At 71.7% G+C, this 17,232-nt stretch carries 16 protein-coding genes; 5 read left to right on the top strand and 11 right to left on the bottom strand.

The window, feature by feature from the left end; all coding sequences use genetic code 11:
• Positions 1–11 precede the first annotated feature (11 nt).
• Complete coding sequence (locus B5557_RS32970; RefSeq protein ID WP_079662880.1) at positions 12–860, bottom strand: lysophospholipid acyltransferase family protein; 849 nt, start codon at positions 858–860, stop codon at positions 12–14.
• A gap of 159 nt (positions 861–1,019) precedes the next feature.
• On the opposite strand from B5557_RS32970, the gene B5557_RS32965 reads away from it, so the two are divergent.
• Together B5557_RS32965 and B5557_RS32960 are read left to right on the top strand one after the other, a co-directional pair.
• Positions 1,020–1,808, top strand: a complete 789-nt coding sequence (locus tag B5557_RS32965; protein WP_079662879.1) for an alpha/beta hydrolase — start codon at positions 1,020–1,022, stop codon at positions 1,806–1,808.
• Entirely contained in the window at positions 1,801–2,460 is a 660-nt protein-coding gene (locus tag B5557_RS32960) for a hypothetical protein (protein WP_079662878.1), read from the top strand. Before B5557_RS32965 ends, B5557_RS32960 begins: the two co-directional genes overlap by 8 nt.
• 37 nt (positions 2,461–2,497) lie before the next feature.
• Here B5557_RS32960 and B5557_RS32955 read toward each other — a convergent pair whose 3' ends face one another.
• The 6 genes from B5557_RS32955 to B5557_RS32930 all read right to left on the bottom strand — a co-directional run bounded on the left by B5557_RS32955 (position 2,498) and on the right by B5557_RS32930 (position 7,707).
• Positions 2,498–3,244, bottom strand: a complete 747-nt coding sequence (locus tag B5557_RS32955) for an endonuclease/exonuclease/phosphatase family protein (RefSeq protein ID WP_079662877.1) — start codon at positions 3,242–3,244, stop codon at positions 2,498–2,500.
• 160 nt (positions 3,245–3,404) lie between these two features.
• Entirely contained in the window at positions 3,405–4,358 is a 954-nt protein-coding gene (locus B5557_RS32950) for an ROK family glucokinase (protein WP_079662876.1), read from the bottom strand.
• 67 nt (positions 4,359–4,425) lie between these two features.
• A complete protein-coding gene (locus tag B5557_RS32945) occupies positions 4,426–4,932 on the bottom strand; it encodes a DUF5304 domain-containing protein (protein WP_079662875.1) in 507 nt (168 codons plus the stop codon).
• Positions 4,933–5,029: 97 nt separating this feature from the next.
• A complete protein-coding gene (locus B5557_RS32940) occupies positions 5,030–6,214 on the bottom strand; it encodes an ArsA family ATPase (protein ID WP_079662874.1) in 1,185 nt (394 codons plus the stop codon).
• A gap of 153 nt (positions 6,215–6,367) precedes the next feature.
• On the bottom strand, positions 6,368–6,811 hold the full coding sequence (locus B5557_RS32935) for an SRPBCC family protein (RefSeq protein ID WP_079662873.1): 444 nt from the start codon (positions 6,809–6,811) through the stop codon (positions 6,368–6,370).
• A 140-nt stretch (positions 6,812–6,951) separates the two neighbouring features.
• On the bottom strand, positions 6,952–7,707 hold the full coding sequence (locus B5557_RS32930) for a metallophosphoesterase family protein (protein ID WP_079662872.1): 756 nt from the start codon (positions 7,705–7,707) through the stop codon (positions 6,952–6,954).
• A gap of 347 nt (positions 7,708–8,054) precedes the next feature.
• Between B5557_RS32930 and B5557_RS32925 the strand changes: the two genes are divergently transcribed.
• Positions 8,055–9,851: an AMP-dependent synthetase/ligase gene (locus B5557_RS32925; protein ID WP_079662871.1), complete on the top strand. Its 1,797-nt coding sequence runs from the start codon at positions 8,055–8,057 to the stop codon at positions 9,849–9,851.
• Positions 9,852–9,879: 28 nt separating this feature from the next.
• Here the strand turns inward: B5557_RS32925 and B5557_RS32920 are convergent, their stop codons facing one another.
• Together B5557_RS32920 and B5557_RS32915 are read right to left on the bottom strand one after the other, a co-directional pair.
• The gene (locus tag B5557_RS32920; protein WP_079662870.1) at positions 9,880–11,466 is read right to left on the bottom strand and encodes a GMC oxidoreductase; all 1,587 of its coding nucleotides are present in this window, start codon (positions 11,464–11,466) and stop codon (positions 9,880–9,882) included.
• 104 nt (positions 11,467–11,570) lie between these two features.
• Positions 11,571–12,713 (bottom strand): glycosyltransferase family 4 protein, encoded by a 1,143-nt coding sequence (locus tag B5557_RS32915; protein WP_079662869.1) that lies wholly within the window; start codon positions 12,711–12,713, stop codon positions 11,571–11,573.
• A gap of 78 nt (positions 12,714–12,791) precedes the next feature.
• Between B5557_RS32915 and B5557_RS32910 the strand changes: the two genes are divergently transcribed.
• Positions 12,792–14,066 carry a glycosyltransferase family 87 protein gene (locus B5557_RS32910; protein WP_079662868.1) on the top strand — a complete coding sequence of 425 codons (1,275 nt, stop codon included), beginning with the start codon at positions 12,792–12,794 and terminating at the stop codon, positions 14,064–14,066.
• Here the strand turns inward: B5557_RS32910 and B5557_RS32905 are convergent.
• Positions 14,027–15,367, bottom strand: a complete 1,341-nt coding sequence (locus B5557_RS32905) for an MATE family efflux transporter (protein ID WP_231976113.1) — start codon at positions 15,365–15,367, stop codon at positions 14,027–14,029. The two genes, B5557_RS32910 and B5557_RS32905, sit on opposite strands and share 40 nt — an antisense overlap.
• Before the next feature lie 119 nt (positions 15,368–15,486).
• Here B5557_RS32905 and B5557_RS32900 point away from each other — a divergent pair, with 119 nt between their 5' ends.
• Entirely contained in the window at positions 15,487–16,017 is a 531-nt protein-coding gene (locus B5557_RS32900; protein WP_079662866.1) for a PadR family transcriptional regulator, read from the top strand.
• Here B5557_RS32900 and B5557_RS32895 read toward each other — a convergent pair.
• The gene (locus tag B5557_RS32895) at positions 16,005–17,195 is read right to left on the bottom strand and encodes a hypothetical protein (RefSeq protein ID WP_079662865.1); all 1,191 of its coding nucleotides are present in this window, start codon (positions 17,193–17,195) and stop codon (positions 16,005–16,007) included. The genes B5557_RS32900 and B5557_RS32895 overlap by 13 nt on opposite strands.
• Positions 17,196–17,232 lie beyond the last annotated feature (37 nt).

Below are 17,232 nucleotides of genomic sequence, written 5' to 3'. Positions count from 1 at the left end.
CGGAGCGCCGACTACCGCTCTTGTTCCTTCTCGACCCGCTCTTCCTCTGCCTGCTCTTCGTCGGCCGACTCGTCCTCGGCCTGCTCTTCCTCGGCCCGTTCCAACTCGGCCTGTTCCTTCTCGGCCTGTTCCTTCTCGGCCTGCGCGAGGGCCGCCTTCGCGGCCTTCTCCGCTTCCTTGTCGGCCTTCGCCGCGTCCGCTATCTGGCGCTTCGCGGCGGTCGCGTACATGTCGACGTACTCCTGGCCGGAGAGCTTCATGATCTCGTACATGACCTCGTCGGTCAGCGCGCGCAGCACGAAGCGGTCGTGGTCCATGCCCTGGTAGCGGCTGAAGTCCAGCGGCCTGCCGATGCGGATGCCGGGCCGCATGACCTTCGGCAGGACCTTCCCCGGGGGCTGGATCTTCTCGGTGTCGATCATGGCGACCGGGATCACGGGCGCGCCGGTGGCGAGCGCCACGCGCGCGAGGCCGCCCGGCTTGCCGCGGTAGAGACGGCCGTCGGGCGAGCGGGTGCCCTCCGGGTAGATGCCGAACAGCTCGCCGCGCTCCAGCACCTCGATGCCGCTCTTGACGGCGGCCTCACCCGCGCCGCGCGCGCCCGAGCGGTCCACCGGGAGCTGGCCGACGCCCTTGAAGAACGCCGCCGTCAGCCGCCCCTTCACACCGGGCGTGGTGAAGTACTCGGCCTTCGCGATGAACGTGACCTTGCGGTCGAGGACCGCGGGCAGGAAGAACGAGTCCGAGAAGGACAGATGGTTGCTCGCCAGGATCGCGGGGCCCTCGGCGGGAATGTTCTCGAGGCCTTCCACCCAGGGCCGGAAGGTGACCTTCAATGGTCCCCCGATAGCGACCTTCATCGCGCCGTACAACAACCGAGTGCCTCCTGTGTGTGTCATCAGACCTTATCCCGGAGTCCCGGCAAAGGCTCCGACGACCCTGGTCGGTGTCAGTGGGGTCGCGTACGGTGAAGCACACGTCCCTCCCACGAAGAACAGACGAAGAACAGGAGACCGAAGTTGCCGGTCCTTCCTGGAGCCGAGCCGTACCGCCATGAGGGCGGGGAGGTCGGGGTCCTCCTCTGTCACGGTTTCACCGGTTCCCCGCAGTCGCTGCGCCCCTGGGCCCGCCACCTGGCCGGGCAGGGCCTGACCGTGTCGCTGCCCCTGCTGCCCGGACACGGCACGCGCTGGCAGGACATGGCGCTCACCGGCTGGCAGGACTGGTACGCGGAAGTGGACCGCGAGCTTCGCGCCCTGCGCGCCCGCTGCACTCAGGTGTTCGTGGCGGGCCTGTCGATGGGCGGCACGCTGGCCCTGCGGCTGGCCGCGAAGCACGGCGAGGGCGCGGGCGGGATCGAGGGCGTCATCGTCGTCAACCCGTCGAACAAGCTGCACGGCCTGTCCCCGTACGCCCTTCCGGTGGCCCGCCATGTCGTGCGGACGACGAAGGGGATCACCAGCGACATCGCGAAGGAGGGCGTCCTGGAGACCGGTTACGACCGGGTGCCGCTGCACTCGGCGCACTCCCTGCGCACCTTTCTGCGTCTGGTCGACACCGAGCTTCCGCAGGTCACCCAGCCGCTGCTGCTCCTGCACAGCGTGCGCGACCATGTCGTGCCACCGGCCGACTCGGCCCGGATCCTCAGCCGGGTCTCGTCGACGGACGTGACCGAGATCCTGCTGGAACAGAGTTACCACGTGGCAACGTTGGACCTCGATGCGGACCGGATCTTCGAGGAGAGCTACGCGTTCATCGCCCGGATCGCGCCCAGTGTCGGCAAGGAAGGGACGGCCGTAGGTGGCTGAGCACGACTCCGACCGCGAGGACCGGGAGAACCGGGACGAGCGGGACGGCCTGGAGGGCCAGGGGGGCCGGGAGGGCCGCGAGTCGCAGGAGCAGAACGTGCCCTTCGACGAGGACGCCGCGTGGGCGGCGATCGTCGCGGGGTACGGCGAGGAGCCGCCGGACCCGCCGGGGGCGAAGCCGTTCAAGTCGATCGAGAACCTGGCGCTCCTCGAGGTCGGGACGAACGACGAGGAGCCGACGACGGACGCCGGGACGGAACCCGGCAAAGAGCCCGAGAAGGAGCCCGGCGAGGAGAAGAAACCGGCCAAGCCGCTGGGCAGCTCGATCGCCTTCGCGCCCGGTGTCGGCCCGCGCGACTACACGGCTCCCGAGCCTGCGGAGGAGGACTTCGACGAGGACGACGAGGGTCACTTCGTCCCGCCGGAGCCGCCGCCGCTGCCCGCCGCCGACACCACGGCCAAGTTCGCCTGGCTCGGGGTGATCGGCGGGCCGGTGTTGCTGCTGCTCGCGGTGCTGCTGGGCTGGGAGATGACGTGGTGGCTGTCGACCGTCGGCATCGGCGGCTTCCTCGGCGGCTTCGCCACCCTGGTGATGCGCATGCGCACGGACGACGAGGACGAAGGAGATCCGGGACGGGGGGCTGTCGTCTGAGGGCGGTCGTCTGACGGCGGTCGTCTGACGCGGGGCGCTAACTGGCGGGGATTCTGAGGGCGGCGAGGATCGGGAGGTGGTCCGTGGCTGTCCTCAAGTCGTTCTCGGTGATGCCCGGCAGGCCGAGGGGCACCCCGCAGCCCAGCACCTCCACGCCCTTCGTCACGAAGATTCCGTCGATGCGGCGGGTCGGTCCGGCGGCCGGGAAGGTGTGCTCGGCGCCCCAGGGTGCGGCGGTGTAGCAGTCCCGGAGGACGGTGGAGAGGCGGGCGAAGGTGCGTCCCTCGGGTCTCTCGTTGATGTCGCCGCCCGCGACCGCGTGCTCCACGCCCATCCCGGCGAGCCGGTCGAGAACCATGCCGCCCTGGTCGTAGCGCTCGTCCTCGCGGAGGCTGAGATGGCAGCTGACGACGCCCAGGCGGGCGCCCCCGAAGCGGACCACGGCGGTGGCCAGACCGCGGCGGAACTCACCGGGAGTGAGGGGCAGCAGGACGTCCTCGGTGCGTTCGACGGTCGCCCGGAGCGAGCAGAGGATCGCGGGGCCCGCGGCCGTGCCGCCGCCGGTGAGGATCACCTGGCCGGTGGCCGAGGCGAGACGCGCCAGTTTCTTGCGCCAGCGGAAGAAGATCGGCGATTCCTGGACGAGGACCAGGTCGGGGGCGCAGGCGGTGATGACGCGGGCGAGGGCGTCGGTGTCGTCCCGCATGGAGCGGATGTTGTAGCTCAGGACGCGGATGACGGAGGAACCGTCGGGCTCGGTGCGGGAGTTGGGGAGCAGCGTCATGGTGATCAATTTACGCCCGATGGCCGGGACCCGCCGTTCGGATCGGCACGGCAGACCTCAGGGGCGCGAGGTCGGTGCGCGGCTTCCGGTTCGTCGTGGTCGCTCGCGCCCACCGCGGCGGAGCCGCACCTGCATACGGCCCCGCGCCCCTGGGCGGCCGTCACATGATGGGGTCGGGCTCTCTCGCCAGGTCCGCTGCGCCGACCAGGCCGGCCTCGTTGCCGAGTTGGGCGGCGATCACCTCGGCGACCGGGCGCCAGTTGCCGCCGACCAGCCAGCGCTTGTACGACTTGCGGATCGGGTCGAGGACCAGTTCGCCCTCGTCGGAGAGGCCGCCGCCGACGATGAAGGCGGACGGGTCGAAGAGCGAGGCCAGGTCGGCGAGGCCGGCGCCGGCCCAGCGGGCGAGCTCCCGGTAGGAGTCGACGGCGACCGGGTCGCCCTGCCGGGCGGCCATCGAGATGTGCTTGCCCTCGATGCCCTCGGGGCTGCCGTCGCCCAGGCCGAGCAGGAGCTCGGCGTTCTCCGGGGTGGCGTTGGCGCGCTGCTTGGCGTAGCGGACGAGGGCGCGGCCGGAGGCGTACTGCTCCCAGCAGCCCTGCGAGCCGCAGCCGCACAGCAGGCCGTCCGGCACCATGCGGATGTGGCCGAACTCGGCGGCGACGCCGAAGTGGCCGCGGCGCAGCTTGTTGCCGATGATGATGCCGCCGCCGAGGCCGGTGCCGAGGGTGATGCAGATGACGTTGCGGTGGCCCTTGCCCGCGCCGAACTTGTACTCGCCCCACGCGGCGGCGTTGGCGTCGTTCTCCACGACGACGGGGAGGCCCACGCGGGCCTCGACCTTGTCCTTCAGCGGCTCGTTGCGCCAGTGGATGTTGGGCGCGAAGTAGACCTCCGAGCGCTGGCGGTTGACGTAACCGGCGGCGCCGATGCCGACGCCGACGATCTGGTGCCCGACGCGTGCGCCCTCCACCGCCGAGGCGATGGCGTCCACGATGCCCTCCGGCGTGCCCGGGGTCGGCACCTTGTGGGTCGAGAGGATGTTGCCTTCCTCGTCGACCACGCCGGCCGCGATCTTCGTGCCGCCGATGTCGACGCCGATGGTGAGTCCCATGAATCCCTCAGTTTCGGTCGAGCCCCGCTACGGCCAACCGTACCCGAGGCCCTGCCGTGGAAGGGCCTCAGTCCAAGTCGATGCGCTGGCCGGGACCGGTGTCGTCGCCGCCGTCGCGGCGGGGGTCGTCGCGCGGGTCGTCCGCTCTGGTCGTCCAGCGCCGTTCCTGGGTCTGGACGGCCGAGCGGTAGGCCGCGAGGAGTTCGGTGCCTGCCGCCGCGAGGTGGTCGAAGACGTCCGGGTTGCGCTCGATGACGGGTTCCACGGCGGCCTTGGCCTGCTGGACGACCTGGCGGACCACCTGCTGGGCGGCGGGCCCGGCGACCGCTCCGAGCAGCGGGGACTGGATCGACGACAGCTTCTCGCCGACCGCGTCGACGAGCCTGCGCAGTTCCTCGGCGGCCGAGCCCTGGGGCGGGCCGTACTGGGCGCGGCGGCGGGCCTTCTCCTCGGCCAGGTCCTCGGCGGCGGCGGTGGCCCAGGCGTCGGCGTCGCTGGCGCGGGGCCCGTCGTCGATGTGCTCTGTCCCGGCGGGCTCCCCGGCGGCGTCGGGCGTGGGACGCTCTTCGCTCATGGCGGACTCCTGACGACTCCTGGTGGACGACGCCTGATGACGGCTCGTTCTTACGACGTTACCCGAACGGCGGTACGTCGTTCATCGTGCCCGCGGTTCATCGTCCCTGTGGCCACAGGTCGGGGTCGGGGGCGAACCGGACGCACAGCTCGCCGTCGCGCAGGGCGGCGCCGTCGACGGTGCAGCGGCGCAGGACGGAGGGCAGCGCGACGATACGGCGGAAGGGTCCGGCGGTGACGACGAGTTCGTCGCCGCGGCGCACGAGGTCGAGGTCATCGCGTATGGCGCCGGGCAGCGGGAGGTGCCAGACGAGTACGCCGTCCTGGGCGAGCCGGTCGGTGACGGGCCACTCGACCGGGGAGGTCGCCGGGTTGACGGCGGGCACCGCGAGTGCGGTGAGGTCGTCGGCGCCACGGGGGTCGTGGCCGAGGTGGGCGACAGGCCGCACCGTCCCGCCCCACTCCCCGAGGGCCTTGTGCTGCTGGGTGACGAGCCTGCCGAGCGGGCCGAGGGGACTGTCGGCCGCGGCCGCCTCCGGCAGGACGCGGTTGGCGACGAGGGACTCGACGGGCAGGGCGCGCAGGGCGAGGCCGAGCCGGGCGTCGCGGACGGCGTCGGCGCCGGCCGGTCCCGGCTCGGCGACGAGGCGGACGGCGGTGGCGGGGTCGGCGAGGACGGCCTCGACCGCGGCCAGCTCCAGGTCCCAGCGGGCGGTCGTCTCGTACAGCCACTCGGCGGGCATCGGCACGCCGGCGAGCCGGCCGAGCATGGGGCGCAGGGCGCGGGCGGCCTGCCGTTCCGGCGGGAGCAGGCGGCGCAGGTAGCGGCGCAGCTCCTCCGGGAGGGCCAGCAGGGCGAGGGCCTGCGGGACGGGCGGCAGGTCGACGACGAGGAGTTCGTGGCGGCCCTCGCCGTCGGCGAGGGCCGCGTCGCGCAGGGCGCGCAGGAGGGTGAGCTCCTCGGCGCCGGGGAGGGGGGTGACCTCCTCCGGGTCGAGCCGGGAGGCGCCGAGCAGGTCGAGGACGGTGGTGGCGCGGTCCTGGAAGCCGGCCAGGTCGTCCCGGAAGCCGGCCGCCGCGTCGGGGCGCCAGGCGTTGAGGTGGGGGGTGACCCTTGTGGGGTGCGCCCCGGTGCGTACTCCGAGCGCGGCGCCGAGGGTGTCGGTGCGGTCGGCGCTGAGGACGAGCGTGCGAGTGCCTGTGCCTGCGGCGCGTAGGGCGGTGGCGGCGGCGACGGTGGTGCGTCCGGAACCGCCCGGTCCCGTGATCAGAAGGGTGCGCATGGGGGTGAACGGTACCGGTCGTGCCGTCCTGGGGGCTGCGCCCGCAGACCCCCTCGGCCCTGAAGGGCCTCGTCCTCAAGCTCCCCCGGAGGGGGCGCCCCCGACGGGCTGATGGTGCTCGGCCGTGGCCCGAGGAACCGAAGACGGAGCCGGCTACTTCTCCCCCGACTCCACGCGCTTCTTCAGGCCTGCCAGGGCGCGGTCGATGATGACCTTCTCGGCCTTGCGCTTGATCATGCCCAGCATGGGGATCTTGACGTCCACGGTCAGCCGGTAGGTGACCTCGGTCGCGCCGGCGCCGGCCGGCTTGAGGAGGTAGGTGCCGTCGAGCTGGCGCAGCATCTGGGACTTCACCAGGGTCCAGGACACCTCGTGCTCGCCGGTCCAGGTGTAGCCGAGGACCTGGTCGTCCTTGATGGCGCCGGCGTCCATGACCAGGCGGACCTGCTCGGCGCGGCCGCGCTCGTCCGTCTCGAGGACCTCCGCCTGCTTCACCTCTCCGGTCCAGTCCGGGTAGCGGGCGAAGTCGGCGATCACCGCCATGACATCGGCCGGTGCCGCCTCGATCGTGATGCTCGAGCTGGTGTGTTCCGCCATCGCGGTGGCTCCTCCAGATGCGGGCCGGTACGTGTACGTGTGTGCAGCGTGAAGGCTACCGCGCGCCCGACCAGCCGCCTTCACCCGGAGTCGGCTCGCTGTCGGTGCAATGTCGGGGGACCGTCGGGGCACCGTCGCGGTCACCACTCCAGCGCCCACGGCTTGCCGCTGCCCGCGAAGTGCCCCACGTTGACGCACTCGGTCGCCCCGATGCGCATCCGGCGGGCGAGCGGCTGGTGGACATGGCCGAAGAGCGAGTAGCGGGGACGGGTGCGGCGGATGGCGTCCAGCAGGGCGCGGCTGCCCCGTTCGAAGCGGCGCGCCACGGTGTCGTAGACGAGTTCGGGCACCTCGGGCGGGATGTGGGTGCACAGCACGTCGACCTCGCCGACGGCCTCGATCTTCGCGGCGTACTCCTCGTCGCTGATCTCGTACGGGGTGCGCATGGGCGTCTTCAGTCCGCCGCCGACGAAGCCGAAGACGCGGCCGCCGATCTCCACCCGCTCCCCGTCCAGGACGGTCGTGCCCGGTCCGGCGAATTCGGGCCACAGCTGGGGGATGTCGACGTTGCCGTAGGTCGCGTACGTCGGATTGGGGAACGCCGTGAACATCTCGGCGTACTGCTTGCGGACGGCCTTCTCGATGAGTGCGGCCCGGTCGCCGCCGACGCCGCTCCACAGCCGGGCGCCGAGCTCGCGGGCCTCCTCGAATCGGCGGGCGGTGCGCAGTTCCACGAGGAGGTCGGCGTTCTCCTCGCCGAAGAGGTCGGGGAAGATGCCACGCGAGTGGTCGGCGTAGTCCAGGAACAGCACCAGGTCGCCCAGACAGATCAGCGCGTCCGCGCCCTCCCCGGCCCGGGCCAGGTCGCGCGCGTTGCCGTGCACGTCGCTGACCACATGGATGCGTGTTCTGTGGTTTCCGGACGGTGTGGATGCCATGGCGATCAAGGGTAGGCGTGTGCGGCATACGTGAACAGTGGCGGCCGGAATACCGGTTACTGGCCAGTCAGTAAAGCGGTGGACTACTGTCAGCCGGGAAACACCAATCTGTGTGACGCAGCGAACATCTCGTCGGACCCCCCTGTCGAAGAGGCCATACCGGCGGGTAACGTCCGGGCAGTCCAGTCGTGCTCTGGATTTCAACCTTCGAGAGCCACCGAGTCCCGAGCACACGCCCGAGCCTTGGACCCCACCGTCGCATCGCACAACGTCGTGGCGCCGGCGCCCTATGAGGAGCAGCAGTCTTGCGCGAGTTCAGCCTTCCGGCTTTGTACGAGGTCCCTGCGGACGGCAATCTGACCGACATCGTCCGCAGAAACGCCGCGCAGCATCCCGACGTCGCCGTCATCGCCCGCAAGGTGGGCGACGCCTGGCAGGACGTGACGGCGACAGCCTTCCTGGCCGAGGTGCACGCCGCGGCCAAGGGCCTCATCGCCTCCGGCGTGCAGGCAGGCGACCGGGTCGGGCTGATGTCGCGCACCCGCTACGAGTGGACGCTGCTCGACTTCGCGATCTGGTGCGCGGGCGCGGTCACCGTGCCGGTGTACGAGACCAGCTCGCCGGAGCAGGTGCAGTGGATCCTCTCCGACTCGGGTGCGACGGCGGTCGTCGTCGAGCTGGACAACCACGCGGCGGCCGTCGAGTCGGTGCGTGACTCGCTGCCGGCACTGAAGCATGTGTGGCAGATCGAGGCGGGCGCGGTCGAGGAGCTCGGGCGGCTCGGCCAGGACGTCTCCGACCAGGCCGTCGAGGAGCGCAGCTCGCAGGTCAAGGCCGACGACCCGGCGACCATCGTCTACACCTCCGGCACGACCGGCCGGCCCAAGGGCTGTGTGCTGACGCACCGCAGCTTCTTCGCCGAGTGCGGAAACGTCGTGGAACGCCTGCGGCCGCTGTTCCGCACCGGTGAGTGCAGTGTGCTGCTCTTCCTGCCGCTCGCGCATGTCTTCGGCCGGTTGGTGCAGATCGCCCCGATGATGGCGCCGATCAAGCTGGGCACCGTCCCGGACATCAAGAACCTCACCGACGAGCTGGCGTCCTTCCGGCCGACGCTGATCCTGGGCGTGCCGCGGGTCTTCGAGAAGGTGTACAACTCGGCGCGCGCCAAGGCGCAGGCGGACGGCAAGGGCGCGATCTTCGACAAGGCGGCCGACACCGCGATCGCGTACAGCAAGGCGCTGGAGCTCCCGGCGGGCCCGCCGCTCGCTCTGAAGATCAAGCACAAGGTGTTCGACAAGCTGGTCTACAGCAAGCTGCGCGCGGTCCTCGGCGGCAAGGGCGAGTACGCGATCTCCGGCGGCGCCCCGCTGGGCGAGCGCCTCGGTCACTTCTTCCGCGGCATCGGCTTCACCGTCCTGGAGGGCTACGGCCTGACGGAGTCCTGTGCCGCGACGGCGTTCAACCCGTGGGACCGGCAGAAGATCGGCACGGTCGGGCAGCCGCTGCCGGGCTCGGTGGTGCGCATCGCGGACGACGGCGAGGTGCTGCTGCACGGCGAGCACCTGTTCAAGGGGTACTGGAACAACCCGGGCGCGACCGCCGAGGCGCTGGCCGACGGCTGGTTCCACACCGGTGACATCGGCACCCTCGACGAGGACGGTTACCTCCGCATCACCGGCCGCAAGAAGGAGATCATCGTCACCGCGGGCGGCAAGAACGTCGCTCCGGCCGTGATCGAGGACCGCATCCGCGCGCACGCGCTGGTCGCGGAGTGCATGGTGGTGGGCGACGGGCGGCCGTTCGTGGGCGCGCTGGTCACCATCGACGAGGAGTTCCTGGGCCGTTGGGCCGCCGACCACGGCAAGTCGGCGGATTCGACCGCGGCGTCGCTGCGCGACGATGCCGACCTTCAGGCCGCCATCCAGTCGGCGATCGACGACGGCAACGCCGCGGTCTCGAAGGCGGAATCGGTGCGGAAGTTCCGCATTCTCTCCTCCCAGTTCACGGAGGACTCGGGCCATCTCACGCCGTCGCTGAAGCTCAAGCGCAACGTGGTGGCGAAGGACTACGCGGGCGAGATCGAGGCGCTCTACGCCAAGTAGCGGCCCCTGAAGGCCTGCTGACGGAACGTCATGGCGCGGTGTCCTCCACGAGGACCCGCGCCATCGTGCGTTCGGCGAGCGCGGTGATCGTGACGAACGGGTTCACCCCGATGTTGCCGGGCACCAGTGAGCCGTCGGTGACGTACAGCTTCGAATACCCCTTCACCCGGCCGTAGTTGTCGGTCGCCTTGCCCAACACGCAGCCGCCGAGCGGGTGGTAGGTGAAGTCGTCGGCGAAGACCTTGTTTCCGGAGCCGAACAGGTCGTACCGGTAGATGGTGGAGTTCGCCGAGTTGATCCGGTCGAACAGTTTCTTCGCCATGCTCACGGAGACGGCGCTCTGTGCGGCGCTCCAGCCGAGCTTCACCCCGCCGGAGGAGGCGTCGTACGTGAACGCCGCCCGCTGCGGGTTCTTGGTGATCGCCAGGTAGAGGCTGACCCAGTGTTCGAGTCCCGTGGGGAGCGGGGCGATCTCCGCGAAGACGGGGTTGGCGGTGTTGGCCCAGTCGTCGATGCCCATCACCGGCATGGTCGACTGGTTGGCGCCGACGGTGTCCCACAGGTGGTTGGCCCGCCCGAGCATCACGTTGCCGTTGGGGCCCCAGCCCGCGCCGACGGACGCGTCCAGCGCGGGCAGTGTGCCCGTGTCCCGCGCCCGGACGAGGAGTTCGCTGGTCCCGAGGCTGCCGCCGCCGAGGAAGAGGTAGGTGCAGCCGTACTGCCTGGTCTCGACGACCTTGCCGGTGACGTCGATGCGGTCGGCGGTCAGGAGGTACGTCCCGTCGCTCGCCCGGCTGATCCCGCGCACCTTCTCCATGGTGTGGATCGTGACGTTGCCGGTGCCGAGCGCCGACGCCAGATACGACTTGTCGAGGCTGCGTTTTCCGTAGTTGTTCCCGTAGATGACCTCCTGGTCGAGGGCGGACTTGACGGCGGTTCCGGCGGCTTCGCGCTGCATGTAGCCGAAGTCGTAGACGCTGGGCACGAAGGTGGTCTTCAGGCCGGTGTTCGCCGCGTGTTTCCGCGAGACGCGGGTGAACTGGTACCACTCGGTCGACTCGAACCAGGCGGGGTCGACGCTGTTGACGCCGAGCATGGCGCGGGCGCGCGGGAAGTACGTGGAGTACATCTCGCCCGCGTCGACGGTGGGGAACTGCTCGGCGAAGTAGGACTGGAGCGGGGTGACGGCCATCGAGCCGTTGACCAGGGAGCCGCCGCCGACGCCGCGGCCCACGAAGACGGACATGTTGTCGAAGTGCACCCGGTCCAGAACGCCGGGGTAGAGGCTGATGTCCCTGTTGACGACGTCCAGCCACAGGAAGGTGGCCAGCGGCGCTTCGGTGCGGGTGCGGAACCACATGGACCGCTGGTCGGGGTTGGCGGTGTTGCAGAAGACCTTTCCGTCGGCGCCGGCCGTGTTCCACAACCGGCCCATCTCCAGGACGAGGGTGCGGATGCCGGCCTGGCCCAGGCGCAGGGCGGCGACCGCGGCGCCGTAGCCGGAGCCGACGACGATGGCGGGGGCGGATTCGACGGCGGCGGGCTCGGCCGCCTGGGCGGACTGGAGTCCTACGCGGGTGAAGCCGAGGGTGGCCGCCGTCTGAAGGGCGGCCATACCAAGGATTTGACGTCTCGTCAGCTGACGCTGCATCAGTTTGGCTGTCATGTGCGCAGCATCAGCGGATTTTCACCCTCCGCCTAGGGCAAAGGGAGAAAAGTCTAGAGCAATGTTTTCAGCTTCTCCGCGAGCAGGTCCCAGCGCCACTTCTCCTCGACCCACTGCCGCCCCCGCTCCCCCATCCGGCGGCGCAGTTCGGCGTCCCCGAGCAGCACGGCGATCCGCTCGGCCGCCTCGGCGGGCGAGCCGCCCCGCACGACCCAGCCCGTCTCCCCGTCGAGCACGGCGTCGGGCGCGCCGCCGGAGTCCCCGGCGACGACGGGCAGTCCGGTCGCGGAGGCCTCCAGGTAGACGATCCCGAGGCCCTCGACGTCCAGCCCGCCCCGCCGCGTCCGGCACGGCATCGCGAAGACGTCGCCGGCGCCGTAGTGGGCGGGCAGCTGCGACCAGGGCACGGACCCGGTGAACCGCACGGAGTCCGCCACCCCCGTCTCGGACGCGAGCCTGCGCAGGTCCTTCTCGTAGGGGCCGCCCCCGACGATCAGCAGGACCGCCTCGGGCTCGGCCGCCAGGATCCGGGGCATGGCGAGGATCAGCGTGTCCTGCCCCTTGCGCGGCACCAGCCGCGAGACGCACACGACCACCGGCCGGTCGGCCAACCCGAGCCGCGCCCGCACCTCGTCGCCGCCCGAGCCCGGGTGGAAGGTCTTCTCGTCGACGCCCGGCGGCAGCTGCACCATCCGTCCGGCCGCCTCGGCGCTCAGCGCGGTCGCTATCCGCGAGCGTGTGTACTCGCCGAGGTAGGTGATCGTGTCCGTGGTCTCGCCGATCCGGCCGAGGAGCTGCCGGGAGGCGGGCAGCTGCGCCCATCCGGCCTCGTGCCCGTGCGTCGTCGCCACCAGCCGCTCGGCGCCCGCCCTGCGCAGCGCCGGCGCCATCAGCCCGAGCGGCGCGGCCGCCCCGAACCACACCGACGTGCACCCGTGCTCGCGCAGCAGCCCGACGGCCCGCCGGGTCGCCCCGGGCGTCGGCAGCAGCATCGTCGTGGAGTCTCGTACGACGGTGAAGGGCTGCTCGGCGTCGAAGGCGGCCGTCGCCTCGACGCCCTCGCGCGAGCGCTTCCAGGTGGAGGCATAGACGACGAGACGGTCCGGGTCGAGCCGGAGCGCCATGTTGTGCAGGAACGCCTGGATACCGCCCGGCCGGGGCGGAAAGTCGTTCGTCACGATCAGGGTCTTGTGCATCGCAGCCGACCCTATCCAAATGCCGTTCACAGCTGCGCGGGGCGGCGGCTCACAGGCCGGCAGTAGATCATGTGCGCCATGGAGACAACGGACGCGACGCGGCCCCTGACGGGTCTGCTGACGACCTGGGGCGTGACCCGGCTCGCCCTGCTGCTCTGCGTCTTCAAGGTGTTCCTCTTCCCCGGCCCGGACGTCACCGTCGACGTCTCCGTCATCTACCAGGGCTGGAACGACGTCCTGCGCACCGGCGCGTTCCCGGCGGCCGACGTCACCTGGCAGTATCCGCCCGCCGCCGCCCTCGCGATCCTCTCCCCCGCGCTGCTGCCCTTCCTCGACTACGCCTCGGCCTTCTTCGTCCTGGCCTTCCTCGCCGACCTGGCCGTCCTCATGCTGCTGCTGAACTCGGGGCTGCGCCCCGGCCGGTCCCTGCGCGGCGCCTGGTTGTGGGTGGCGGGCCTCCCGCTGCTCGGCCCGACCGTCTACTCCCGCTACGACGTGATGGTGACGGCGGTCGCGGTCGCCGCACTGCTCGCCGGGGTCCGCCACCCCCGGACGATGGGCACGCTGACGGGCTTCGCGGCGCTGCTGAAGGTGTGGCCGGTGCTGCTGCTGGCGGGCGCGGTGCGCAAGCGGGCGTGGGGCGCGGCCGCGGTGACCGTCGGCGCCCTGGCCGGCGTGTTCGCCCTCGCCATGCCCGGCGCCTTCGCCTTCCTCACCTTCCAGCGCGACCGGGGTACCGAGGTGGAGTCGCTGGGCGCCCTCGTCCTGCATGTGGCCCGGCAGTTCGGCTGGCGGGGCGAGGTGCTGCTCCGCTACGGCTCACTGGAGTTCCTCGGCCCGTACGTGGACGTCGTCAGCGAGGTGTCCCTGGGGCTGACCGCGGTCGCGTTCGGCTGGCTGCTGCTGTGGCGGCTGACGGTGCGACGCCTGGCCGCGCACACCCTCGCGGAGGCGGCCTTCACGGCGGTCCTGTTGTTCACGGTGACCAGCCGGGTGATCAGCCCCCAGTACCTGATCTGGCTGATCGGCCTCGCGGCGGTCTGCCTGTGCTTCCCCGACAGCCGCATGCCCCTCCCCGCCGCCCTGGTCCTGACCGCGTCCCTCGTGACGGTCCTGGAGTTCCCGATCTCCTTCGCAGACGTCGTGAGGAGCACCCCCTTCGGCGTCACCCTCATGGTCCTGCGCAACGGCCTTCTGGTCGCCGCCACGCTCACCGCGGCCGTACGCCTCTGGCGCTCGACGGCGCCGAGGCCCGCCGCCCTCACCCCCGTCCCCGATCCCGCCCCCGGTACCGTCCCCGACCCTGCCTCCGATCAGGCCGCCCGCACCGGCGAGCCCGCCGTCTCCCCCTGACGCTCCCGCCACGCCCGCCGCAGCACCGCGCCCACCGTCGTGCACTGCACCGCCATCGCGAGCGCCAGCGCCAGACACACCCCCGGAAGGCCGAGCCCCGACAGCCCGTACGCCAGCGGCAGTTGGACGGCCGTGCCGAGCAGGGTCACCCGTAGCAGCACGGGTGCTCCGCCACTCCCCTCGAAGACCCCGCCCAACGCTATGAACCCGGCCATGAGCAGCAGATACGGCCCAACGCAGCGCAGGAACAGCACGCCCTCGCGGGCCACGCCGGGCCCGGCGCCGAAGGCGGCCATGATCCAGGGGGCGGCGACGAAGAGCAGCACCGCGGCGAGGAGTCCGACGCTCCCGGAGACGATCACGGCCTGCCGCCCGATCGCCTTCCGCTCGTCCCGGCCCTCGCCCCGGGTGTGCGCGGTGTGGATGGAGGCGGCCTGGCGGACGGCGTAGAAGGCCATCGTCGCCACGTACATGACCTTGTAGGCGATGGAGTACGCGGCCATCGCCGTCACCCCGAGCCGCGCCACCACCGCCACCAGCCCGAGCGCCCCGGCCTGCCGGACGGTGAAGTCGGCGGACATCGGCAGCCCGGTCGCCAGCGTCCGCCGCAGCGAGGCGCCGGTGGAGAGCGTGGGCCCGACCCCGACGGCCGACCTGAGGACGGCGTTGCGGCGCAGCGCGAGCAGCCCCGTCCCCAACGCCACGGACCGGCACAGCACCGTGGAAGCGGCGGCGCCGGGGACGCCGTAGAGGTGGATGAACAGCGGGTCGCAGACCAGGATCAGGCCGTTGGCCAGGAGCGCACAGCGCATCGGGGTCTTCGTGTCGCCGGCGCCCTTGAGGATGCCGTCGACCAGCTGCTGGGCGAAGAAGACGGCGATGCCCGGCATCGAGATCGCGAAGTAGGAGACGGCGAGGGGCAGGGCAGGCCCGTCGTCCCCGCCGAGCACCAACCGGGACAGCGGAGCGCGCAGCAGGAAGCCCCCGGCCGCGACGACCGGCGTGACCACCGCGCACAGCGCCCAGCCGCCCCGCACGGCCGCGCGCACGGCCCCCGGCTCCCCCGCTCCTCTGGCGTGCGCGACCAGCACGGTCGTGCCGGAGGCGAAGACCAGCGCGACGCCGAGCAGCACGTTCTCGGCGTTGGTGGCGACCGCGACGGCGGCGACCGCGGGACCGCCGAGCCGTGACACCCATAGCGTGTTGATGATCCCGGCGGCGACCGAGGCGAGGAGCGAGAAGTAGACGGGGTGGGCGAGCGACACGAGCTGCCCGCGATGACTGCTCGAGCGACGGTTCACGACGGTTCCCCCTCCGAACGAGCTACCCCGCACCCGAAGTACCTCTAAGCGAGCTACCTCTAAACGAGGTAGCTCGCTTAGAGGTAGCATTGACGGCGTCGTGTCCGCAAGGGAGGGCCATGCTTGAGCTGTCGATCCTGGGCTTCCTCGCCGAGGGGCCGTTGCACGGCTACGACCTGAAGGCGCGCATCACGGCCCTGACCGGCCACGTCCGCCCGGTCAGCGACGGCGCGCTGTACCCGGCGATCACCCGTCTCGTCACCGCCGGCAAGCTCGACCAGCACACGCAGGACGGGGCGAGCGCGGCGCCCCGCCGGGTGCTGACCCTCACCGACCAGGGCCACGCGGACCTCCTGCAACGCCTGCGCCACCCGAGACAGGCCGAGATCACGGACCAGGTCCGCTTCAACACCGTCCTCGCGTTCCTGCGGCACCTGCCCGACCGCCGGGAGCAGGCGGCCGTCCTGCAGCGCCGCCTGGACTTCCTCCAGACGCCCGCGAGCTTCTTCTACGACGAGGGCAGGCCCGTACGGGCCGAGGAGGCCGAGGACCTGTTCCGGCAGGGCATGCTGCGGGTCGCGCGGGCGACGGGCGAGGCGGAGCGGGCGTGGCTCAGGGAGGCCATCGGTGTGCTGACTCAGCCGAGCTGAGAGCGCAGATACGCCTGCCAGTCCGTCGTGAACTGCGGCAGGGTCGTGTTCAGCACGCTCTTCAGCGCGTCCTCGACCGCCCCCGGCCGCTTCTCGTGCTCGCCCACGGCCCGGTAGAACGCGTCCAGCTTCACCTCGCCCCAGCGCCCGGCGATCATCCGGCAGGCCAGCCAGCCGCCCTCGTACGCGGCGGCCAGCCGGCTCGCGTCGCCGGAGAAGCCGAAGTCGGCGTCGGTGGGCAGCGCCGCCGGGACACTCCCGCCGTTGACCGTGTGCTGGAGTTCCGGGGCGGCCTCGGCAGGGGTGCGGCCGGTGTCGCGGTAGCCGACCCAGTCGGCGTAGCCCTCCGACAGCCACAGCGGTGTGGCGGCGTTGGTGTGGGCGCGGGTGGCGACATGGGTGGTCTCGTGAGTGAGGACCACCTGCCGGCCGACGCGGCCGAGCATGCCGTACGCGTCGGGGTTGACGATCACCCGGTCCGCGGGCGCCTTCGGGCCACCGCCCGTCTCGCCCGTCGTCACCGCGGCGATCCCCCGGTAGGAGGAGGCGGGCGAGCCGAGCAGCCCCGCCATGCCGTCCAGCGAGTGCGGTACGAGGACGACGACGTGCCCGGCCCAGTCGGTGCCCCAGGCCGCCGACACCGCCGGGACCGCGTCGTCGGCCAGGTCCGCGAAGGACCGCAGCCGTTCGCCGGACTGGCCGACCCCCAGCACGAGGCTGTGCTCGCCCCGGACGACGTCCACCGTGCCCTGGTCCCACAGCTGCTCGCCGGTCTTCTTCGCGGGCTTCTCCGAGGTGACCGACCACCGGCCATCCGCGTCCCGGGTCAGGCCCAGGGTGCGGGGCGTGATCACCGGGGCCTTGTCGTAGCCGTCGACCCGGTAGCTCAGTTCGGCGTCGGCGGTGGCCGAGTCGCCGTCCCGGTGGACGGCCGTCACGCGGTACGACCAGGCCGCGAGCGGGACGGCCCGTACCGCGGCGTACCCGGCCGCGGCGCCGGTGGCCGCGTAGGCGCTCGCGTCATGGGCGAGGACCGCGGCGGCCCGCCGGTCGAGAACCCGCTGTACATCGGCCCGCACGCTGTCCGTCGCCGGACGCCCGCCACAGCCGACCAGGGAGACGAGCAGCAGACAGAGCCCCAGGACCCCGGATCCACGCGCCCGCCTTCGACCAGCCATTCTCCCGATCGTACGGCGGCGGCCCCGCGCGGGCCGC

Origin of the sequence: Streptomyces sp. 3214.6, from assembly GCF_900129855.1 — a bacterium.
Taxonomy (GTDB): domain Bacteria; phylum Actinomycetota; class Actinomycetes; order Streptomycetales; family Streptomycetaceae; genus Streptomyces; species Streptomyces soliscabiei.
Note: the sequence above shows the minus strand (reverse complement) of the source record. Positions and strands in the feature narration are given on the sequence as shown.

Bases quoted from the DNA above. Each gene is read 5' to 3' on its own strand.
- B5557_RS32970 (WP_079662880.1), bottom strand. From the start codon at position 860: ATGAAGGTCGCTATCGGGGGACCATTGAAGGTCACCTTCCGGCCCTGG.
- B5557_RS32955 (WP_079662877.1), bottom strand. From the start codon at position 3,244: ATGACGCTGCTCCCCAACTCCCGCACCGAGCCCGACGGTTCCTCCGTC.
- B5557_RS32950 (WP_079662876.1), bottom strand. From the start codon at position 4,358: ATGGGACTCACCATCGGCGTCGACATCGGCGGCACGAAGATCGCGGCC.
- B5557_RS32945 (WP_079662875.1), bottom strand. From the start codon at position 4,932: ATGAGCGAAGAGCGTCCCACGCCCGACGCCGCCGGGGAGCCCGCCGGG.
- B5557_RS32940 (WP_079662874.1), bottom strand. From the start codon at position 6,214: ATGCGCACCCTTCTGATCACGGGACCGGGCGGTTCCGGACGCACCACC.
- B5557_RS32935 (WP_079662873.1), bottom strand. From the start codon at position 6,811: ATGGCGGAACACACCAGCTCGAGCATCACGATCGAGGCGGCACCGGCC.
- B5557_RS32920 (WP_079662870.1), bottom strand. From the start codon at position 11,466: ATGGCCGCCCTTCAGACGGCGGCCACCCTCGGCTTCACCCGCGTAGGA.
- B5557_RS32915 (WP_079662869.1), bottom strand. From the start codon at position 12,713: ATGCACAAGACCCTGATCGTGACGAACGACTTTCCGCCCCGGCCGGGC.
- B5557_RS32910 (WP_079662868.1), top strand. From the start codon at position 12,792: ATGGAGACAACGGACGCGACGCGGCCCCTGACGGGTCTGCTGACGACC.
- B5557_RS32900 (WP_079662866.1), top strand. From the start codon at position 15,487: ATGCTTGAGCTGTCGATCCTGGGCTTCCTCGCCGAGGGGCCGTTGCAC.
- B5557_RS32895 (WP_079662865.1), bottom strand. From the start codon at position 17,195: ATGGCTGGTCGAAGGCGGGCGCGTGGATCCGGGGTCCTGGGGCTCTGT.